Annotated in this window: 18 protein-coding genes; 8 read left to right on the top strand and 10 right to left on the bottom strand. The window is 47.1% G+C overall.

Annotated features, from left to right (window positions below; genetic code table 11):
- Positions 1-12 precede the first annotated feature (12 nt).
- The 6 genes from KNP96_RS12835 to rpoE form a co-directional block, all read right to left on the bottom strand.
- Positions 13-1,419, bottom strand: coding sequence for a glycoside hydrolase family 1 protein (locus KNP96_RS12835; RefSeq protein ID WP_214770957.1), 1,407 nt, complete (start codon positions 1,417-1,419; stop codon positions 13-15).
- A 14-nt stretch (positions 1,420-1,433) separates the two neighbouring features.
- Positions 1,434-1,742, bottom strand: a complete 309-nt coding sequence (locus tag KNP96_RS12830; protein ID WP_029331810.1) for a PTS sugar transporter subunit IIB — start codon at positions 1,740-1,742, stop codon at positions 1,434-1,436.
- A complete protein-coding gene (locus KNP96_RS12825) occupies positions 1,739-2,086 on the bottom strand; it encodes a PTS lactose/cellobiose transporter subunit IIA (RefSeq protein ID WP_029331812.1) in 348 nt (115 codons plus the stop codon). Before KNP96_RS12825 ends, KNP96_RS12830 begins: the two co-directional genes overlap by 4 nt.
- A 150-nt stretch (positions 2,087-2,236) precedes the next feature.
- Positions 2,237-2,947: a GntR family transcriptional regulator gene (locus KNP96_RS12820; RefSeq protein WP_088838004.1), complete on the bottom strand. Its 711-nt coding sequence runs from the start codon at positions 2,945-2,947 to the stop codon at positions 2,237-2,239.
- Positions 2,948-3,330: 383 nt separating this feature from the next.
- Entirely contained in the window at positions 3,331-4,926 is a 1,596-nt protein-coding gene (locus KNP96_RS12815) for a CTP synthase (protein ID WP_214770955.1), read from the bottom strand.
- A gap of 253 nt (positions 4,927-5,179) precedes the next feature.
- A complete protein-coding gene (rpoE, locus tag KNP96_RS12810; RefSeq protein ID WP_029331815.1) occupies positions 5,180-5,704 on the bottom strand; it encodes a DNA-directed RNA polymerase subunit delta in 525 nt (174 codons plus the stop codon).
- 169 nt (positions 5,705-5,873) lie between these two features.
- On the opposite strand from rpoE, the gene KNP96_RS12805 reads away from it, so the two are divergent.
- The gene (locus tag KNP96_RS12805; RefSeq protein ID WP_088838005.1) at positions 5,874-6,320 is read left to right on the top strand and encodes a GNAT family N-acetyltransferase; all 447 of its coding nucleotides are present in this window, start codon (positions 5,874-5,876) and stop codon (positions 6,318-6,320) included.
- Positions 6,321-6,385: 65 nt separating this feature from the next.
- On the opposite strand, the gene KNP96_RS12800 is transcribed toward KNP96_RS12805, so the two are convergent.
- From KNP96_RS12800 to KNP96_RS12790, 3 genes are read right to left on the bottom strand one after another with little or no spacing between them, the layout of a single operon-like run.
- The gene (locus KNP96_RS12800; protein WP_088838006.1) at positions 6,386-6,847 is read right to left on the bottom strand and encodes a heme-degrading domain-containing protein; all 462 of its coding nucleotides are present in this window, start codon (positions 6,845-6,847) and stop codon (positions 6,386-6,388) included.
- On the bottom strand, positions 6,844-7,884 hold the full coding sequence (locus KNP96_RS12795; protein WP_214770953.1) for an oxidoreductase: 1,041 nt from the start codon (positions 7,882-7,884) through the stop codon (positions 6,844-6,846). The genes KNP96_RS12800 and KNP96_RS12795 overlap by 4 nt, the downstream gene beginning before the upstream one ends.
- Positions 7,881-8,642: a DeoR/GlpR family DNA-binding transcription regulator gene (locus tag KNP96_RS12790; protein WP_088838008.1), complete on the bottom strand. Its 762-nt coding sequence runs from the start codon at positions 8,640-8,642 to the stop codon at positions 7,881-7,883. The genes KNP96_RS12795 and KNP96_RS12790 overlap by 4 nt, the downstream gene beginning before the upstream one ends.
- Before the next feature lie 137 nt (positions 8,643-8,779).
- Here KNP96_RS12790 and KNP96_RS12785 point away from each other — a divergent pair, with 137 nt between their 5' ends.
- The 4 genes from KNP96_RS12785 to KNP96_RS12770 all read left to right on the top strand — a co-directional run bounded on the left by KNP96_RS12785 (position 8,780) and on the right by KNP96_RS12770 (position 12,281).
- Complete coding sequence (locus KNP96_RS12785) at positions 8,780-9,622, top strand: SDR family NAD(P)-dependent oxidoreductase (protein WP_214767814.1); 843 nt, start codon at positions 8,780-8,782, stop codon at positions 9,620-9,622.
- Positions 9,623-9,713: 91 nt separating this feature from the next.
- Positions 9,714-11,282 (top strand): GGDEF domain-containing protein, encoded by a 1,569-nt coding sequence (locus KNP96_RS12780; protein WP_088838010.1) that lies wholly within the window; start codon positions 9,714-9,716, stop codon positions 11,280-11,282.
- 10 nt (positions 11,283-11,292) lie between these two features.
- Positions 11,293-11,622: a potassium channel family protein gene (locus tag KNP96_RS12775; protein WP_029331830.1), complete on the top strand. Its 330-nt coding sequence runs from the start codon at positions 11,293-11,295 to the stop codon at positions 11,620-11,622.
- Between the two features lie 17 nt (positions 11,623-11,639).
- Positions 11,640-12,281, top strand: coding sequence for a hypothetical protein (locus tag KNP96_RS12770; protein ID WP_088838011.1), 642 nt, complete (start codon positions 11,640-11,642; stop codon positions 12,279-12,281).
- A 220-nt stretch (positions 12,282-12,501) separates the two neighbouring features.
- Here the strand turns inward: KNP96_RS12770 and mgtE are convergent, their stop codons facing one another.
- On the bottom strand, positions 12,502-13,854 hold the full coding sequence (mgtE, locus tag KNP96_RS12765; RefSeq protein WP_088838012.1) for a magnesium transporter: 1,353 nt from the start codon (positions 13,852-13,854) through the stop codon (positions 12,502-12,504).
- 229 nt (positions 13,855-14,083) lie between these two features.
- Between mgtE and KNP96_RS12760 the strand changes: the two genes are divergently transcribed.
- From KNP96_RS12760 to KNP96_RS12750, 3 genes are read left to right on the top strand one after another with little or no spacing between them, the layout of a single operon-like run.
- Positions 14,084-14,824 carry a metal ABC transporter ATP-binding protein gene (locus KNP96_RS12760; protein ID WP_214770951.1) on the top strand — a complete coding sequence of 247 codons (741 nt, stop codon included), beginning with the start codon at positions 14,084-14,086 and terminating at the stop codon, positions 14,822-14,824.
- Positions 14,821-15,672, top strand: coding sequence for a metal ABC transporter permease (locus tag KNP96_RS12755; protein ID WP_029331835.1), 852 nt, complete (start codon positions 14,821-14,823; stop codon positions 15,670-15,672). Before KNP96_RS12760 ends, KNP96_RS12755 begins: the two co-directional genes overlap by 4 nt.
- Complete coding sequence (locus KNP96_RS12750; RefSeq protein ID WP_088838015.1) at positions 15,669-16,583, top strand: metal ABC transporter substrate-binding protein; 915 nt, start codon at positions 15,669-15,671, stop codon at positions 16,581-16,583. Before KNP96_RS12755 ends, KNP96_RS12750 begins: the two co-directional genes overlap by 4 nt.
- Positions 16,584-16,629: the final 46 nt, after the last annotated feature.

Raw genomic sequence — 16,629 nt, 5'->3', positions numbered from 1 at the left:
TCGGAAACCTCCTTATAGGTCTGCAGCGCGCGTGGCGATGATTTCTTGATACCAATGGAACGACTGTTTCTTTTTACGAGCAAGACCATTTGCATGATCGACATAGATGAAGCCGTACTGTTTTTTATAGCCGTTCAGCCAGCTCAGAAGATCAATGACCGACCACGCATAGTAACCCGAGACGTTGATCCCTTCTTGAACGGCATGCTTCACCGCACGTAAATGACCTTCAATGTATTCGATTCGCGGTGTATCTTTGATTTCTTCGCCGACGATTGGATCGACGTCACCAAGTCCGTTCTCTGTGATGTAGATTTTGACATCGCCATAACGGGCTTTTAGCATCCGCATTCCTTCGAGGAAAGCATCCGGTGCAATTTCCCAGCCCCACTTCGTATACACTTTATCATCCATCAAGACCGTCTTGTAAACACCATCGAACGACGGATTCCCAGGGCGACCTGTCGAATTTTCACGTCCGCCTGCCATGACGAGTGCTGTATCATTTTTCATGACACGTTGCGGGCAATAATAATTAAGACCAATGAAATCATTCATCGGAGCTGTCCGTTTGAGCAAGTCGAGCTCCTCTTCCGTCCAGTCAGGAAGAAGATTTTGTTGGTCCAATTGTTTGACGACATATTCCGGATATGTTCCTTTTAAAATTGGATCATAGAACCAGTGTGTCGAAAATTCATTCGCATGCATCTCAGCAAACTTATTATCCGCCTCATTATCGATGCTGAACGCTGGATTAAACACATGTGTGATGCCAATCTCACCTTCATGACCCGCCTGCTTAAAGCTTTCGATCGTGCGCGCATGTGCGACGAAGACGTTATGCGTCGTTTGGAAATACGCCTTTGCATCTCCTTCGATTCCTGGTGGGTGTGCACCTGACAAGTAGCCGAGCGAACAAAAGATGACCGTCTCGTTAAAGGTGATCCAGTTGCGGACGCGATCCCCAAAAGCCTCAAAACAAGTCTCGGCAAAACGGACGAACGCAGCGACCGTCTCCTGACTCCGCCAGCCGCCTCGTTCTTCAAGTACTTGCGGAAGATCCCAGTGGTATAGCGTCACGAATGGTACGATGTTGTGTTTTAAGCACTCGTCGATGACGTTGTTGTAAAACTCTAATCCCTTTTCATTCACTTCCCCCGTGCCATTCGGGAAGATGCGTGGCCAAGAGATGGAGAAACGATATGACTCGAGTCCCATTTCAGCCATCAGTCCGATATCTTCTTTGTAACGGTGATAGTGATCAATCGCGACATCACCGTTTGTATTTTCAAATGTCTTTCCTGGAATTTTCGAGAAGACATCCCAGTTCGAGACACCCTTCCCGTCCTCGTTCCATGCACCTTCGACTTGATAAGAGGCAGAAGCAGCACCAAACAAGAAATTTTTAGGCATTTTCAAAGTCGTCACCCCGTTTATTTATTTGCGAGTTTGATCGCATGGTCCAGTACTTTTGTTCCGTTCATCATGCCGTAGTCAACCGTATTGATGACATCAATCGGAACACCTTTTGGTTCACAGATTTGTTTACCTTTCGCAAGTAAATATTTGACTTGTGGTCCAAGGAGCGCAACATCGATTGTATCCACATACGTTTCCATTTCCGATTCCGGGTACGCTGCGATTTCCGTTTCAAGACCACGTTCAGTAGCAACCGCTTTCATTTTTTCCACTAACATACTTGTTGACATACCTGCCGCACAGAAAAGTCCGATTTTCATCATTTTTGATCCATTCCCTTCAGTTGGTTGATTTCGTTTTGCATGTTCATCATGTATCCGAGCATTTCTTTTACAAGAATCGTATTCATCAAATGGTCTTGAGCATGTACCATCAAGACACCTACTGTAGCTGTTTTCCCTTGCGCTTCAAGCGTGACGAATTTCGTTTGGATGCCGTGCGCTTCTTTTAATGTTGCATCCCCTGTCTTGACCGCTTCATTCGCTTCCGCGACTTTCCCTTCTTGCATGAGGAGCATTGCCTGGTGGTAACTGGCTTTCGCGTCTCCCGAGAGGGCGATGAGACCAAATATATCTTCCGGTGTAATGTCAATCGTTTCAGAAACCATTGTATCTCTCCTTTTTGTATGGATAACTAAAATTCATAGGTACAAATTCTACAAGTTGATAATAGCACGCGTTAAATTTTATGTAAACCCTTTCTTATTGAATAAAATGTGAACAAAAAAACGTAAGCGAGATGACTCTCTCGCCTACGTTCATGATTTAATATTGGAGACTTTAAGCATTTTGACATGTCGAAAATGATGTGTAGCACGTGATACGTCAAAGATTTGACCATTCGTTAAATACACAGTGTTGTCGACGAGCAAGGCTGGATCATCTTCTTTCAGCTCGAGTAATACTGCGTCATCTAATTTCAAAAAATCAGCATAGATGACGCGATCAGCAAAGCCAATCGCGAGTTTTTGATCATTACGTAAATAGTTATAAATTGATTTCTGAATGATGTTTTCATCAAGGTAAATGACTAAACTTTTACGAAAATAGGAATCCTCGACTGAAAAAGGATGATCGTCGACCAGACGAAGACGCTTGACGTAATAAACGGGGGTTCCGACCGGACACTTCATTCGTTCTGCAACTTCTTCGTTTGCTGTCGTCTGCTCAAACGCAAGGACACGCGTCTCGACTTTCCGTCCACTAAAGTCACTAGTCAATCCTTGGAGTTTTTCGAGATTCACATAATCGCTGTTGTAATGATCCCGAACGAACACCCCACTCCCTTGTACTTGATAGACATATCCTTTATTCACAAGAATCTCAATCGCTTTTCGGACAGTATTACGGCTGATTCCATATTTTGTCGCGTATTCGTCTTCTGTGAGCAACTTGTTTGTATGTTGATAGACGTGATTTACGATATCCGTCTCGATTTGTTCTGCAACTTGCTTATACTTGGCGGTCATCGCTATCTACACCTTCCACTTAAATTTGTAGGAATGAATTCGCTATCATTATAGCAGATAAATTTAAAAAGCGTCCTTAAACTACGGAATCATTGAAATTTTAGAGATATGTCCCCTTCACAATTATAGATTCGTAGCCTGTGACTCCTACAGGGAAAGATGCGATTTCGCGCTAGCAGCGGCAAAAACGAAAAAAAACGCTTTTTAGGCAATATCGTAGGGAAAGACAAGTGATGCAGACGTTTTGAAGACGAGTCGAGACAGGAAAGCTTGTCATGACAGCAAGCTCATGCAGACTCTTGACGCTTCATAAGAGTTTGTCTACACGCCAAAACCCCCTGTTTCCGCTTGGAGACAGGGGGTTGATTTGCTCGTCCTACTTCTTATTCTCCAAGTGACGCTCGGATGAAGTCATGGAAGAGTGCTTGCGGACGTTCTGGACGTGAAATCAATTCCGGGTGGAACTGACACGCGACGAACCATTTATGTTCTGGAATCTCGATGATTTCAACGAGACGGCCGTCCGGACTCGTACCCGAGAAAATCATGCCGTTCGCTTCGAACTGCTCACGGAACTCGTTCCCGAACTCGTAACGGTGACGGTGACGTTCGTAGACAAGCTCGCTCGAATACGCCGCACGTGCTTTTGAACCTTCTTCAAGCTTACACGGGTACAGACCGAGACGAAGCGTTCCACCGAGATCTTCGATGTCCTTTTGTTCAGGGAGCAAGTCGATGATCGGATATGGTGTCGACGGGTCAATTTCAGCCGAGTGTGCCCCTTCGAGGTTCAAGACGTTACGTGCGAATTCGACTGTTGCAAGCTGCATGCCGAGACAGATGCCGAAGAACGGAACGTTGTTTTCACGTGCGAAACGCGTCGCTTCGATTTTTCCTTCGATGCCGCGTTCTCCGAATCCGCCTGGAACGAGAATTCCATCTGCTGAACCAAGTAATTCGGCGACGTTTTCACGCGTCACGTCTTCTGCATTGATCCAGTCGATGTCGATGTCACTATTGAAGGCGAAACCGGCGTGTTTGAGCGATTCAGCAACTGAGATGTACGCGTCACGGAGCTCAACGTATTTTCCGACGAGTGCAATCTTCGTTTTCTTCTCAAGATGCGTCACCGTATGGACGAGTTGCTTCCACGCTGTCATATCAGCTGACGGTGTATCGAACTTGAAGTACTCGCAAACGAGTTGATCCATGCCTTGACGTTGCAAGTTGAGCGGTACTTCGTATAATGTCGATGCATCTTGTGCTTCGATGACGGCTTCCGGACGTGTATCACAGAAGAGTGCGATTTTATCTTTCATTTCTTGCGGGACCGCATGCTCTGAACGAAGCACGATGATATCCGGCTGAATTCCGTAGCTGCGGAGTTCTTTGACACTGTGTTGTGTCGGTTTCGTTTTCAATTCACCTGCTGCTGCAAGATACGGGACGAGCGTACAGTGAACATACATGACGTTTTCTTTTCCGATATCGTTCTTGACTTGGCGAATGGCTTCGATGAACGGAAGCGACTCGATATCCCCTACTGTTCCACCAATCTCCGTGATGACGACATCTGCGCCTGTCTCTTTACCGGCACGGAAGACACGATCCTTGATTTCATTCGTGATGTGCGGAATGACCTGAACCGTTCCACCGTTGTAATCACCGCGACGCTCTTTTTTGAGAACTGTCGAATAGATGCGACCGGATGTCACGTTTGCGTTTTGGCTCAAGTTGATGTCGATGAAACGCTCGTAGTGACCTAAATCAAGATCGGTCTCAGCGCCATCATCCGTTACGAATACTTCACCGTGTTGATATGGGCTCATCGTACCTGGATCGATGTTGATGTATGGGTCAAATTTTTGAATCGTGACGTTCAGACCACGGTTTTTGAGCAACCGTGCGAGTGAAGCAGCCGTGATTCCTTTTCCAAGCGAAGATACTACCCCACCGGTTACGAAAATATACTTTGTCATGAATAAAATGCTCCCTTCTCAAGTCCAAAAATCTAGCAGAGGTCTAATAAAATAAAAAAAGCAAAAGTGCCCCCATTTGCAGGAGACACTTTTGCTGAAATTAAGCACGTTGCTTAAAGAAGCCCATGACTAACTTACGTCATTCCGAAAACTTCGTCAAGCAGATTTTTAACAAATAAAAATCTTTCGTCCTTAGTCAGCCGTCAATGAAAAAACTACGATTTCTTACTCGAAATCGCAGCTGTACGGTTGTTTATACTTCTTCTTCATCGTCCTCGAAGTCTTCGAGATCGTCTTCTTCTAAATCATCTTCAAGATCGTCGATTGCTGCAACTTTCTTGAAAGAATCGTCTTCTGTGTCGTCAGCTGAATCATAGTCCGCTGTCTTCGCAAATGTATCGAGGTCATCTTCGATCGTCTCGAATTCATCTTCTTCTGCGTCATAGTTGAACTCTTCTTCGAACTCATCGAGTTCACCACGTTGACGTGCTTCGATGACGAGATCCTCGTCTGATTTATCAAACGGATACCAAGCACGGAGTGACCAACGGTTTGCTCCGACGTTAACGAAGTTTCCGTCGATGTTCATGTCTGTATAGAGTTGAGCAAGTTTCTCGAACTTGTCTTCTTCACCTGTAAACGAATGATACTTTTCAATTTCTTTCGTGATGTCATCGAAAGTGATTGGCTGTTCGCCAGCTTCTTGAAGCATTTCATTGACGAATTCAATCAGTGAAAGTTCAGTAATTTTTTCTTTACTCAAACGGCTGAGGCTCATTGTGACGGCCACTTCCTTTCATTTGCGTTCAATCCATTACTTCTCATTATACGCAAAATGGCTTTTAAAAATCCAGTCTCTATTCGAAAAAAGATTAATTTGCTTCATTTTTGTGTTTCTGTCCTCACTAAAAAAGGAATAATGGAGGGAGAAGAAGGAGGAATTGACGATGGAGATGACAGTTGAACGAGTAAACGATTTTGACAGCTATAATTGGTTGCCTTTACTTGCGAAAAGCTCGCAGGAAGGATTTCAATTTATTGAGTACATGTTACGAAATCGTCGCGATGAAACCTTTCAAGAGACCGGTGAGGCGCTATTCATCGTTCTTTCGCCGATGGGGCAACCCATCGCCTGTGGTGGTTATACGAAACAACCGCACGAAGCTTCGACCGGCCGGATTCGCCACGTCTATGTTTTACCTGAAGCACGGTCCAAAGGAGTCGGAACGAGCTTACTCGAGAAAATGATTCGGGAAGCTTTCTTAAGTTACGACCGGCTCGTACTCTTCTCTGATGCCGCAGATGGTTTTTATCGGCGCCTCGGATTCGTACCTGCATCCGGTGAGAAAGTCACCCACGAACTAGTAAAATCGAACAATCGGAAACAGATATAAGAAACATTTTTTATTTTTAACAATCGAAAAGACCGTGTTCCCTGAATCGGGGACACGGTTTTTCCTTACGCCATTCGTTGTTTTAAAAAAGTCAACGCATCGATCGCTAATTGATGATCGGCCTCTTGCGACAACCCTGACACGGTCAGTGTACCGATGATCCCGACGCCTGCGACCCGAATCGGAAACGATCCCCCCGCATCCGCATAATCGCCTGGCGCAACGGCGTACATCGTATGGTAGGACCGTTGTTTCAGTTTATTGTAGACACGCATGTAGAGCGAGCTATGTCCGTGACGGGTGACGACGTTTGATTTACGGCGAATCCATTCTTCTTGATCGGGAGCCGTTCCTTCGAGTGCCGCGTAATAGAGACGTTGCCCATTGCGTTTGATTTCGACGGCAACCGCTAACTCTTCGCGCAGTGCCCGCTCAATGACGTATTGTCCGGCAGCAATCGCCTCTTGATTCGTCAAACTCGTCAAGACGAGCTGTTGTTCTTGTTCGAGTAAAGTTTCGATGTTCATCTGTCCCACTCCTTCCGACAGATCGTCCGCCCATCTTCACTGCTTTTGCGGACGGCTTCGATCAGCTTCATTGTCTTCAAAGCATCATGCAAGTCGACCGGCAGTCGTCCTGTCGCTAACCCGTCCGCTAAGTCGCGGTAATAGCCGAGGTAGTTTCCGGATAGCGTTTCCAGCCGTTCTGCTGCCTGTTCTGCCAGCTGCAGATGACCAAAGTCCTCCGGGTCGTCCTCACCTAATGTCCCGTCCGCTTCCCGCCCTGAAGCAAGTCGCGCTTCTTGCGGGTCCATCCCGTATTTCACATAGCTTCCCCGCGTACCGTGCAACTCAAAACGTGGTGTCGGTCCTTGAACGAACGATGTCGAGCGAAGAATCACCCGGCGTTTGCCATAGTGCAGCGTGATATGGAAGCCGTCATCCGTCTCTGCCCCGTCACGTTGCATCAAGACGTCACCCGTCAATTCGTCCGGTTCACCGAACAAGGCAAGCGCTTGGTCAATCAAATGGGAACCGAGATCAAACAAGATGCCGGAACCCGCTCCCTGCTTCTCCCGCCAGCGGTCACGGACGACCGGACGGTAACGGTCAAAACGTGACTCGAGAAGTTGCCAATCACCGATTTCATTGGCTTCTATCAATTGCTCGACCGTCAGGAAGTCACCGTCATAGCGACGGTTGTGATACACGGCGACATGCACCCGATGTTGTTCGGCAAGTGCCAGTAGCGCCTCCCCTTCCTCAATCGTAACAACGGCCGGTTTTTCGAGTAAGACATGTTTGTTTGCTTCGATTGCTTGCTTCGCCATCTCGAAATGAAGACCTGTCGGCGTCGTGATGACGACGAGCTCTGTCGCTTGATCGTGCAAGGCCTCGTCGAGCGTCGTAACGACACGCGCTTCCGGAAAGACACGGTGGACTTTTCCTGCGTCACGTGAGACGACTTGTCGCACATGGAATTCGGGTAACACATCGAGTAACGGGGCATGGAACGTTACAGCTGAAAAGCCGAATCCGACAATCGTGGTTTGAATCGGTGTCATGTCAATTCCTCCTTCGCCACTTCAATCGTGACGTCTGCTTGATGTAGTCGTTCTTCCCAATCCGCAGATGGGCGCTCGTTCGTAATCAGGACATCGAGTTGTTCTAAGCTACAGACTTTATGGAAAAAACGTTTGTCAAACTTCGTCCGATCGGCTAAGACGATCACTTCTGCCCCGCTCCGAATCATCGCCTTTTTGACAATCGCTTCTTCTAAATTTTCTGCGAACACCCCTTCACTTGTCAGTCCACACGCTCCGAGAAACACGCGGTCGACTTGATAATGCAGGATGTCATCCGCTGTTTTGATACCGACGAGACTCTTCGCATGCGGATCGAACTTACCACCCGTGACATACAAGTCGACGTTTGCCCGTTCGCCGATTTGCTCCGCGATTTCGAGTGAATTGGTGATGACCTGTAAGGAATAGAACGGAATATACGCCGTCATCTTCGCGACCGTCGTCGCCGCATCGAGTACAATCCGGTCATCCTGCTTGATTCGCATCGAGGCCCGTTTTGCAATCCGTTCTTTCTCTGGTTGCTCCGTCCGTTGATCGTACTTCAAGGTGCGCTTCGCCCCCGCACGAACAAGCCCGTTTTTGATGCGAATGATATCGCCTTCACTTTCCAGTTGAATGATGTCACGCCGTGCTGTATCCCGCGAAATTTGATACGTTTCGACCAGTTGATCGAGCGTCAGCTCCGGCGTCGTCTTAATCCATTCACGCATCTTTTGTAATCGTTCTGCTTGACCCATAAAGCACCTTCCTTATATTCAATTCTTTCCTTTATTTTAATTTTTTTCATTAAAAATTGCAATTTTAATGCAAATAAAACGTATCCAGATTCGGGTAAAGGAAACTAATGCCACATTAGATAAGGAGGGACGACGATATGAAATCCATGTTAATTACGGGTGCCTCGTCAGGAATCGGATTAGCGACAGCTCGTCGCTTTGCTGAATCCGGATGGACAGTTTACGCGGGGGTACGCGAACGAACGGAAACACTTGAAGACTTTAGTTCCACTCACCTTCGCTTCATTACACTTGATGTCACGGATACGAAAAGTTTGAAAGCAGCTTCTCACCAAATCGAACAAGAGGTCGGTCATCTCGATGTCTTGTTTTGTAATGCCGGCCAAGGCTTACTGCGGGCAATCGGGCAGGCGACGAGTTATGAGATCAACCAACTGTTTGAGACGAACGTCTTTGGCGTGATGCGAACGATTGAACAGTGTCTGCCCCTGTTAAAAGCGGCACCGCACGGGAGTCACTTGCTCGCGACTTCAAGTACGAGCGGACTCGTCGGACAACCACTCAATGAAATTTATTGTGCGAGCAAATTTGCCGTCGAAGGTTTACTCGAAAGCCTCGCGACCTATTACAAACCGTTCTTTTCAATTGATGTGACACTGATTGAGCCCGGTGCCGTCGAGACGAACTTCACGGCAAACGTTCTTGACCAGCTCGAGCAGTCAGGCGGCTTGCATGAGGATGATTTTAAACCAATCGTCGAAAATTATTTACGTCTGTACCGGAAACACCATGCGACGCGCCAAGCATCGCGTGAAATCGCTGAGTTGGTTTATGCCCTCGTCCACATGAAAGAACCAAAACCGTTGCGCGTCCGCACGACACCGGTCGACGAGGCTTTCGTCGCGCATAAGACATCTGCCGATCCGTCTGGATTAATCGGTATCATGAAGACACGTCAATTGACATTAAATCTTGAATGATTTCCCTCTTGTAAAAAAAACGCCGTCATCCTCTCGTCAGACGTCCTATACTGAGACTATATACCTACAGCTTAGAAAGGGCGGTCTTGTCATGACGACATTATTTTTGTTTACCGCGGTTTATCTACTACCCACGTTCATCATGTTTTATATGTCCGTCGACATTTTCTTACGCAATCCGAAACGAGCGGAACACCGCCTGTTAAGTCTGTTCACATTTGCTTACGGGATGATGTTCTTAGGCGAATTTTTCCGAAATGCTTCGCCGATTGAAATGAGTCCGGCTTTCGTGACGTACTGGTTCGGAAATGCCGGATTACTTGTATTTAGTACGTCTCTTCACTTTATCTTTCGTGTCTCAAATCTTCGAAAAAAAATCCCCCGTTTTTTGTATCCCGGGATTTTTTATGCACCGATGCTCATCGTCCTCGTAACTTATCTCTTTCAAACGAATGTCATCAACAGCCAACGTTTTGAACAAGTCGGTCTGTTCATCTACCCAGAATTCAATTCATCTTATTTAATTACAATCACCGTCGGAAACGTGTTTCACACCTTGGTCTTCACGTTACTTGTTTATACACGCAAACAATTAAACGATGCGCGGCGGGGGATTATCACCTTACTGATTTTCGCTGCTTCGCTCACACTCATCTGGAACATTTTGTTCGGTTACTTTTCGTTTTACGGCAAGATCCCACCGTATGCGTATATGTATGGCGGACTCTTTTGGGCGGCTGCCATCACGATGTCAATGCGTCGATTTGATTTCTTGGCTTCTTATCAAACACGCTTCGCGACACTCTACAACTTGAACCCATCAGCCATCGTTCTTCTAGACCGCAGTGGCGTCATCGAAAGTGCTAATCCGGCCGCCTATCAACTGCTCGAAGAAACGGAACTCGTCGGACAGTCGTTCCTTGATTACTTGCCGCAAAACAAGCGAACGGACTGGCTCGAACATTACACACACCACTTTGACTCTTCTAATCAATTCATCGAATACGAAACGAAAGTCGCGACGATTCAAAAACAGGAACGGTATGTCGTCATGGATGGGGATTTCGTTTTCATCGAACAAGAACTGCATGGGATGTTGCTCATTCGTGACATTCAAGCTTCGAAAGAGGCGGAACAAGCGATTCGTTTCTTCGCCTATAACGATCCCTTGACGAAGATTCCGAACCGACGCAGCTTTTACGAAACAGCCGCGGCGGAACTCTTACAACACGCGAGTTGCTCGATTGCCGTCGTCGATCTCGACGGATTCAAAGCGATCAACGATACGTTCGGTCATCAAATCGGTGATGAATATTTAATTCACATCGCACAGCTGCTAGAAGAACATGTTGCAGAAATCGGATTTGCGGCACGTGTCGGAGGCGATGAATTTTTCTTATTGCTCTATGACCAGACACCAGAACAGCTGCACCACTTCGCGACGTCCTTGCTCGAGCGGTTCCAAGTCAATCCTTTCACGCTAGCTGAAGAATTAATCGACATCCGAACGAGTATCGGGATCAGTTTTTCACCTGACCACGGGATCAACCTTGATACATTGATTCACCATGCAGACCAGGCGATGTATGACGTCAAAAACAACGGTAAAAATGATTACCGGATTCATGATACGATGGACAAAACATTGCGTCAGCATTAAGGAGATTTGTATGATTTCATTTTTAGCGATTTTTTCACGGTTGTTCAAAGGCATTCGACGAGCGTTTCAGATTTCTTATTTCCAGGGACTCCTGTTCCTCTGTTTGTTGACGTTAGTTTCCGGAACAATTTTCTATAGCACCGAAGAAAATTTATCGATCGTCGATGCTCTCTATTTCTGCATCACGACGCTCAGTACGATCGGTCACCCGACGTTCGTCCCGACGACGACACTTAGTAAAATCTTCACGATGGCCTACATTACGATTGGATGCGGTCTGTTCCTGACCTTGATTGCTACCCTCTCGTACGTATTGATTAAGCAACCCGACGAAGATTGATGAAGGGAGAACGTCCGATGCGACAAGCCGCGATTCAAAACAACTTCGACTGGTGTCGGCTCATCTGTGAGCTCCACGGCTGTACCGTAAAGGAAACGGACGATCAATGGATTGCGACCGGAGACGTGCCTGCACTGTATCCAGAAGTGATGATTCGGACGCCCCATCAACACTTGACGTTCGATACAGCAAGCAGTATCAAAGATTGTACGGCGAGCTATGATTTTTCAAAAGACGGTCTGACTCATCTCTTTACAGCAGAGTGGATTGCACGCCAACCGATTTATGATCGTCTGGCCCTGCCGCCTGACTGGACGGTCGTGACAAACGTGCGGCTTGCAGAACAGTTTTTCAAGCTCGTCGACGTCCATGACTTACCACGTGACCTATTCAATCGAAAAGAGGTCCGCCTGTTTTTCTCCGATCAACAACAAGCTGCCTTTATCGCTTTTTCGAACGGACAGACGACGGGACTTTCGCATTTAACATCGGATTATCTAGACGAGCGCTTATGGGACGATGTCATTCGGCTCAGTTCAGCCCATTTTCCCGGGCAACGAATCGTTGGCTACGAGTATGGCGATCAACTGATCACAGCACTCGAAGCCGGATTTGATGATATCGGTCCGCTCGCTGTTTGGACACGGATGACACCTTGATTCAGGCGATGTATCGCTTATCGAGGTCGAAGAGTTCATGTAGGTATACTGCCTTATAGCGCTTTCTCGTCTTCAAAGCGACACGCCTAAAAAGCATCATGTTTCGTTGACTCCTGCGGGGAAAGCAACGAAATGAACGACGCTCTCCTTTCACGACTACAACTTTGTCTACACGAAAGAAGCACGCCTGACAAATCGTCAGGCGTGCTTCTTCAATGTTTCACATCAAATGATTGATAAAGGCAGTCGCAATCCCGAAATAAACGAGTAACGACAAGATGTCATTGAGCGTCGTAATGAGTGGACCCGAGGCAATCGCCGGGTCAATCTTCAACCGGTGCAAAATCAGCGGAATGATTGTCCCGGCGAGCGTTCCGAAAATCAACGTGATGATTAACGAACTACCGACGACGAGACCAAGAATCGGATTTCCCTGCCAGACATAGGCAATGATGGCGATTAAAATTCCACACGTCACCCCGATGATTAAACCGACGCGGAATTCCCGTAAAATCAAACGCGTAACGACCTTTTTGTCGACTTCCCGTGTAATCAACCCCCGGACAACGACCGCAAGTGATTGCGTTCCTGTGTTTCCGGTCATCCCGGCAATCATCGGCATGAAGAAGGCGAGCGCAACGACTTTCGATAGTGTCTCCTCAAACTGACTGATGATCGAACCGGAAACGAGGCCGATGAACAGTAATAAAATCAACCAAGGCAACCGACGTGTTGCGGCAATCAGTGGTTTCGTCTCAAAATCAATCGACTTACCGGACGCTGCCAGCTTCTCGATGTCCTCATTCGCTTCTTCCCGTAAAACATCTAACGCATCATCGACCGTAATCAGACCGACGAGTACATCGCCTTCGACGACAGGTAACGAAACGAGGTCATAGCGTTCGAACATCTTCGCGACATCTTCCTGATCGGTTTCAGCCGATACACGGATGACTTTTTGATCCATGACGTCACCAATCTGCTCGGCATTATTCGCAAGAATTAAATTCCGGTATGAGATGACACCGACGAGTTCACTCAACTGATTGACGACGTAGACATAATTAATCGTTTCCGAATACTCGATATAGTCACGCATCTTTTCGACGGTCTCTCCGACCGTGAAGTCTTCCGGGACCCAAATAAAACGGTTTGTCATCAAGCGACCGGCTGTCTCGACTGGATAGGTCAGCAGGTTTCGGACGACGAGCGCTTCATCCTGACGCATACCGGACAGAAGGCGGTCGACTTCCTCTTCTTGCAGCTCTTCTAAGAGGTCAACTAAATCATCGTTTTCCATCAAGTCCATTACGTGACCTGCATGTTCGACATCGAGTCGACGCAAGACTTCTAATTGTTGTTCAAGCTCAAGTTCCTCAATGACATCTGCTAAACGCTCGTGATCGAGATAACGAAGCAGCCGTTCTTGCTCGACTGGTTCTAGCTCAACATAAAGCTTTGCTAAGTCATAGGGATAGACTTCCTCAATCGCTTGTTGTGCTTGTTCACGACGCTCTTTTAACAGCGCATCCAGCAACAATAACTTCCACTGTTGTTCATTCGACTGACTCACGTTACCACCCCCACGTTTTCTCCTTCTATATCTTAGCATGAGATGTTCAAAAGCTCCCCCCTTTGAATCCAGTTGACATTTGCAGACAAACCCGTTAAAGTTTGCCCTAAGGAAACATTTATAGTTTAACGAATGATACATGACTTTATGCAATCTAATTTTTTTAGTTCTTTTTTTGCCCTAAGGAAACTTTTTATACCTTCATTAAAATTTGAAAGGAGCATGTACGATGTACGCGATAGAAGTAGAACAATTATCTGTCTCCTATTTTGAGACGACGGCACTTGAAGATGTGTCGTTAAACATTTTATCCGGTCAGCTCGTCGGCATCATCGGTCCGAACGGGGCCGGGAAATCAACGTTCATCAAAGCCTTAATGGAGTTGATTCCTGCGCAAGCTAAAAAAATCACCCTGCTCGGACAAACGATTGATGCGACGCGAACTCAAATCGCCTATGTCCCACAACGGAGTGCCATCGATTGGGATTTTCCGATTCGTGTCCTCGATGCCGTACTGATTGGTTGTTATCCGAAGCTCGGGTTGTTCAAACGACCGAACAAACACCACCGCGCTTTTGCGAGTGCTTGTCTTGAACGCGTCGGCATGAGTGAGTTCGCCGACCGCCAAATCGGTGAACTGTCTGGTGGACAGCAACAACGGGTCTTCTTAGCTCGTGCGCTCGCACAGGAAGCTGAACTTTTATTACTCGACGAACCGTTCGTTGGTGTCGATGTCGTCAGTGAACGTGTCATCATCGATCTCCTGCGCACGTTGCGTGACGAAGGCAAAACGATCATCGTCGTCCATCACGATTTGAGTAAGGCAGCTGATTATTTTGACGAATTATTACTCCTTAACAAGACGGTAATCGCGTACGGTCGACCGGAAGAGGTCTTGCAAGCAGATACGATTGAAGAGGCTTACGGGAATCCACTTGCCTTCTTGAAGAAAGCGGAGGTCTCCTCATGAATTTCATCGAAGCGATTTTTCAATACGATTTTTTACAAAAAGCACTCATCACGTCCATCATGGTCGGTGTGATTTGCGGCGTGATCGGATGTTTCATCATTTTGCGCGGCATGTCTTTGATGGGCGACGCGATTTCGCACGCCGTCTTACCCGGTGTCGCGATTTCCTACTTGCTTGGAATCAACTTCTTCATCGGAGCGGTCGCAACGGGTCTGCTGACGGCACTCGGGATTGGATTCGTCAGCCAAAACAGTCGTATCAAGAATGATACAGCGATCGGCATTCTCTTCACGTCCGCCTTCGCTCTCGGGATTATCCTGATTTCATTTTTACGCAGTAGCAGCGACCTGTACCACATCCTGTTCGGTAACGTGCTCGCCGTCCGTCCGAGTGATATGTGGATGACCCTCATCATCGGTATCATCGTCCTCGGTGGCATTTATCTCTTTTACAAGGAATTACTCGTGACCTCGTTCGACCCGACGATGGCAGCTGCCTACGGTCTTTCGACACGATTCATCCATTATTTACTGATGATGATGTTGACGCTCGTCACGGTCGCCTCCTTACAGACCGTCGGCATCATTCTCGTCGTCGCGATGCTGATTACGCCTGCTGCGACAGCCTATCTGTTGACGAACCGGCTCTCACGGATGATTTTCCTGTCGGCCAGCTTCGGAACGATTTCCGCCATCATCGGTCTTTACTTGAGCTTCACGTACAATCTGTCTTCCGGTGCGTCGATTGTTCTCGTCGCAACCGCATTGTTTGCGCTCGTCTTCATTTTTTCCCCGCGCCACGGTTTGATGCGGAAATGGAAAACATCAACAAAGGAGGTTGCTTCATGAAATTAAAAACGCTCATTCCACTCGTCGGTCTCAGCGCGCTACTCGCTGGATGTTCAAGTGAATCAACAGACAACGATAAACTTCAGGTCGTCACGACCTATTCGATTTTAGAGGACATGGCCCGCGTCGTCGGCGGTGAACACGTCGAGGTCCATAGTATGGTCAAAATCGGAGCAAACCCGCATGAATATGACCCACTTCCGACGGATGTTCGAAAAATGGCAGATGCCGATGTCGTCTTTTACAACGGACTCAACCTTGAAGCTGGAGGTTCATGGTTCAACAAATTACGTTCAAGTACGAACAAAGACGATAAAGATGCTCCTGTCTATGAACTGAGTCAAGGTGTCGATCCGAAGTACCTGACATCTAAAGGGAAAGAACAGGAAACCGATCCCCATGCATGGCTCGATCTTCAAAACGGAATTCAGTATGTCGAAAATGTCAAAGACGGTCTCATTAAAGAAGACCCGGAACATAAAGCTGATTATGAAAAAAATGCATCGTCCTATATTCAAGAACTTGAAACACTCGATACGCGAGCAAAAGAACGCTTTGCCCGGATACCGGAAGAACAACGTCACCTGATTACGAGCGAAGGTGCTTTTAAATACTTTAGCGATGCTTACGATTTTAAAGCCGATTACATTTGGGAAATCAATTCAGATAACCAAGGGACGCCGGATCAAGTTCGCCGCGTCGTCGACTTGATTAAACAACAAGAGATTCCCGTCCTGTTCGTCGAAACGAGCGTCGATCGTCGGAGCATGGAAACTGTCTCGCGTGAAACCGGCGTCCCGATCGGTGGTACGCTCTACACCGATTCACTCGGTGCCGAAGGAAAAGACGGATCGACCTATTTGACGATGATGGAAGCGAACTTCGATACGATTGAACAACAATTGAAATGAGCTAGTCATTAAATCGTCATCATCCCCCTCTCAAATCGATTAAACG

Origin of the sequence: Exiguobacterium sp. s133, from assembly GCF_018618595.1 — a bacterium.
In the GTDB taxonomy this organism is placed as follows: Bacteria; Bacillota; Bacilli; order Exiguobacteriales; family Exiguobacteriaceae; genus Exiguobacterium_A; species Exiguobacterium_A oxidotolerans.
The sequence above is the reverse complement of the archived record's forward strand: the minus strand, read 5'-3'. Positions and strand labels throughout refer to the sequence as shown.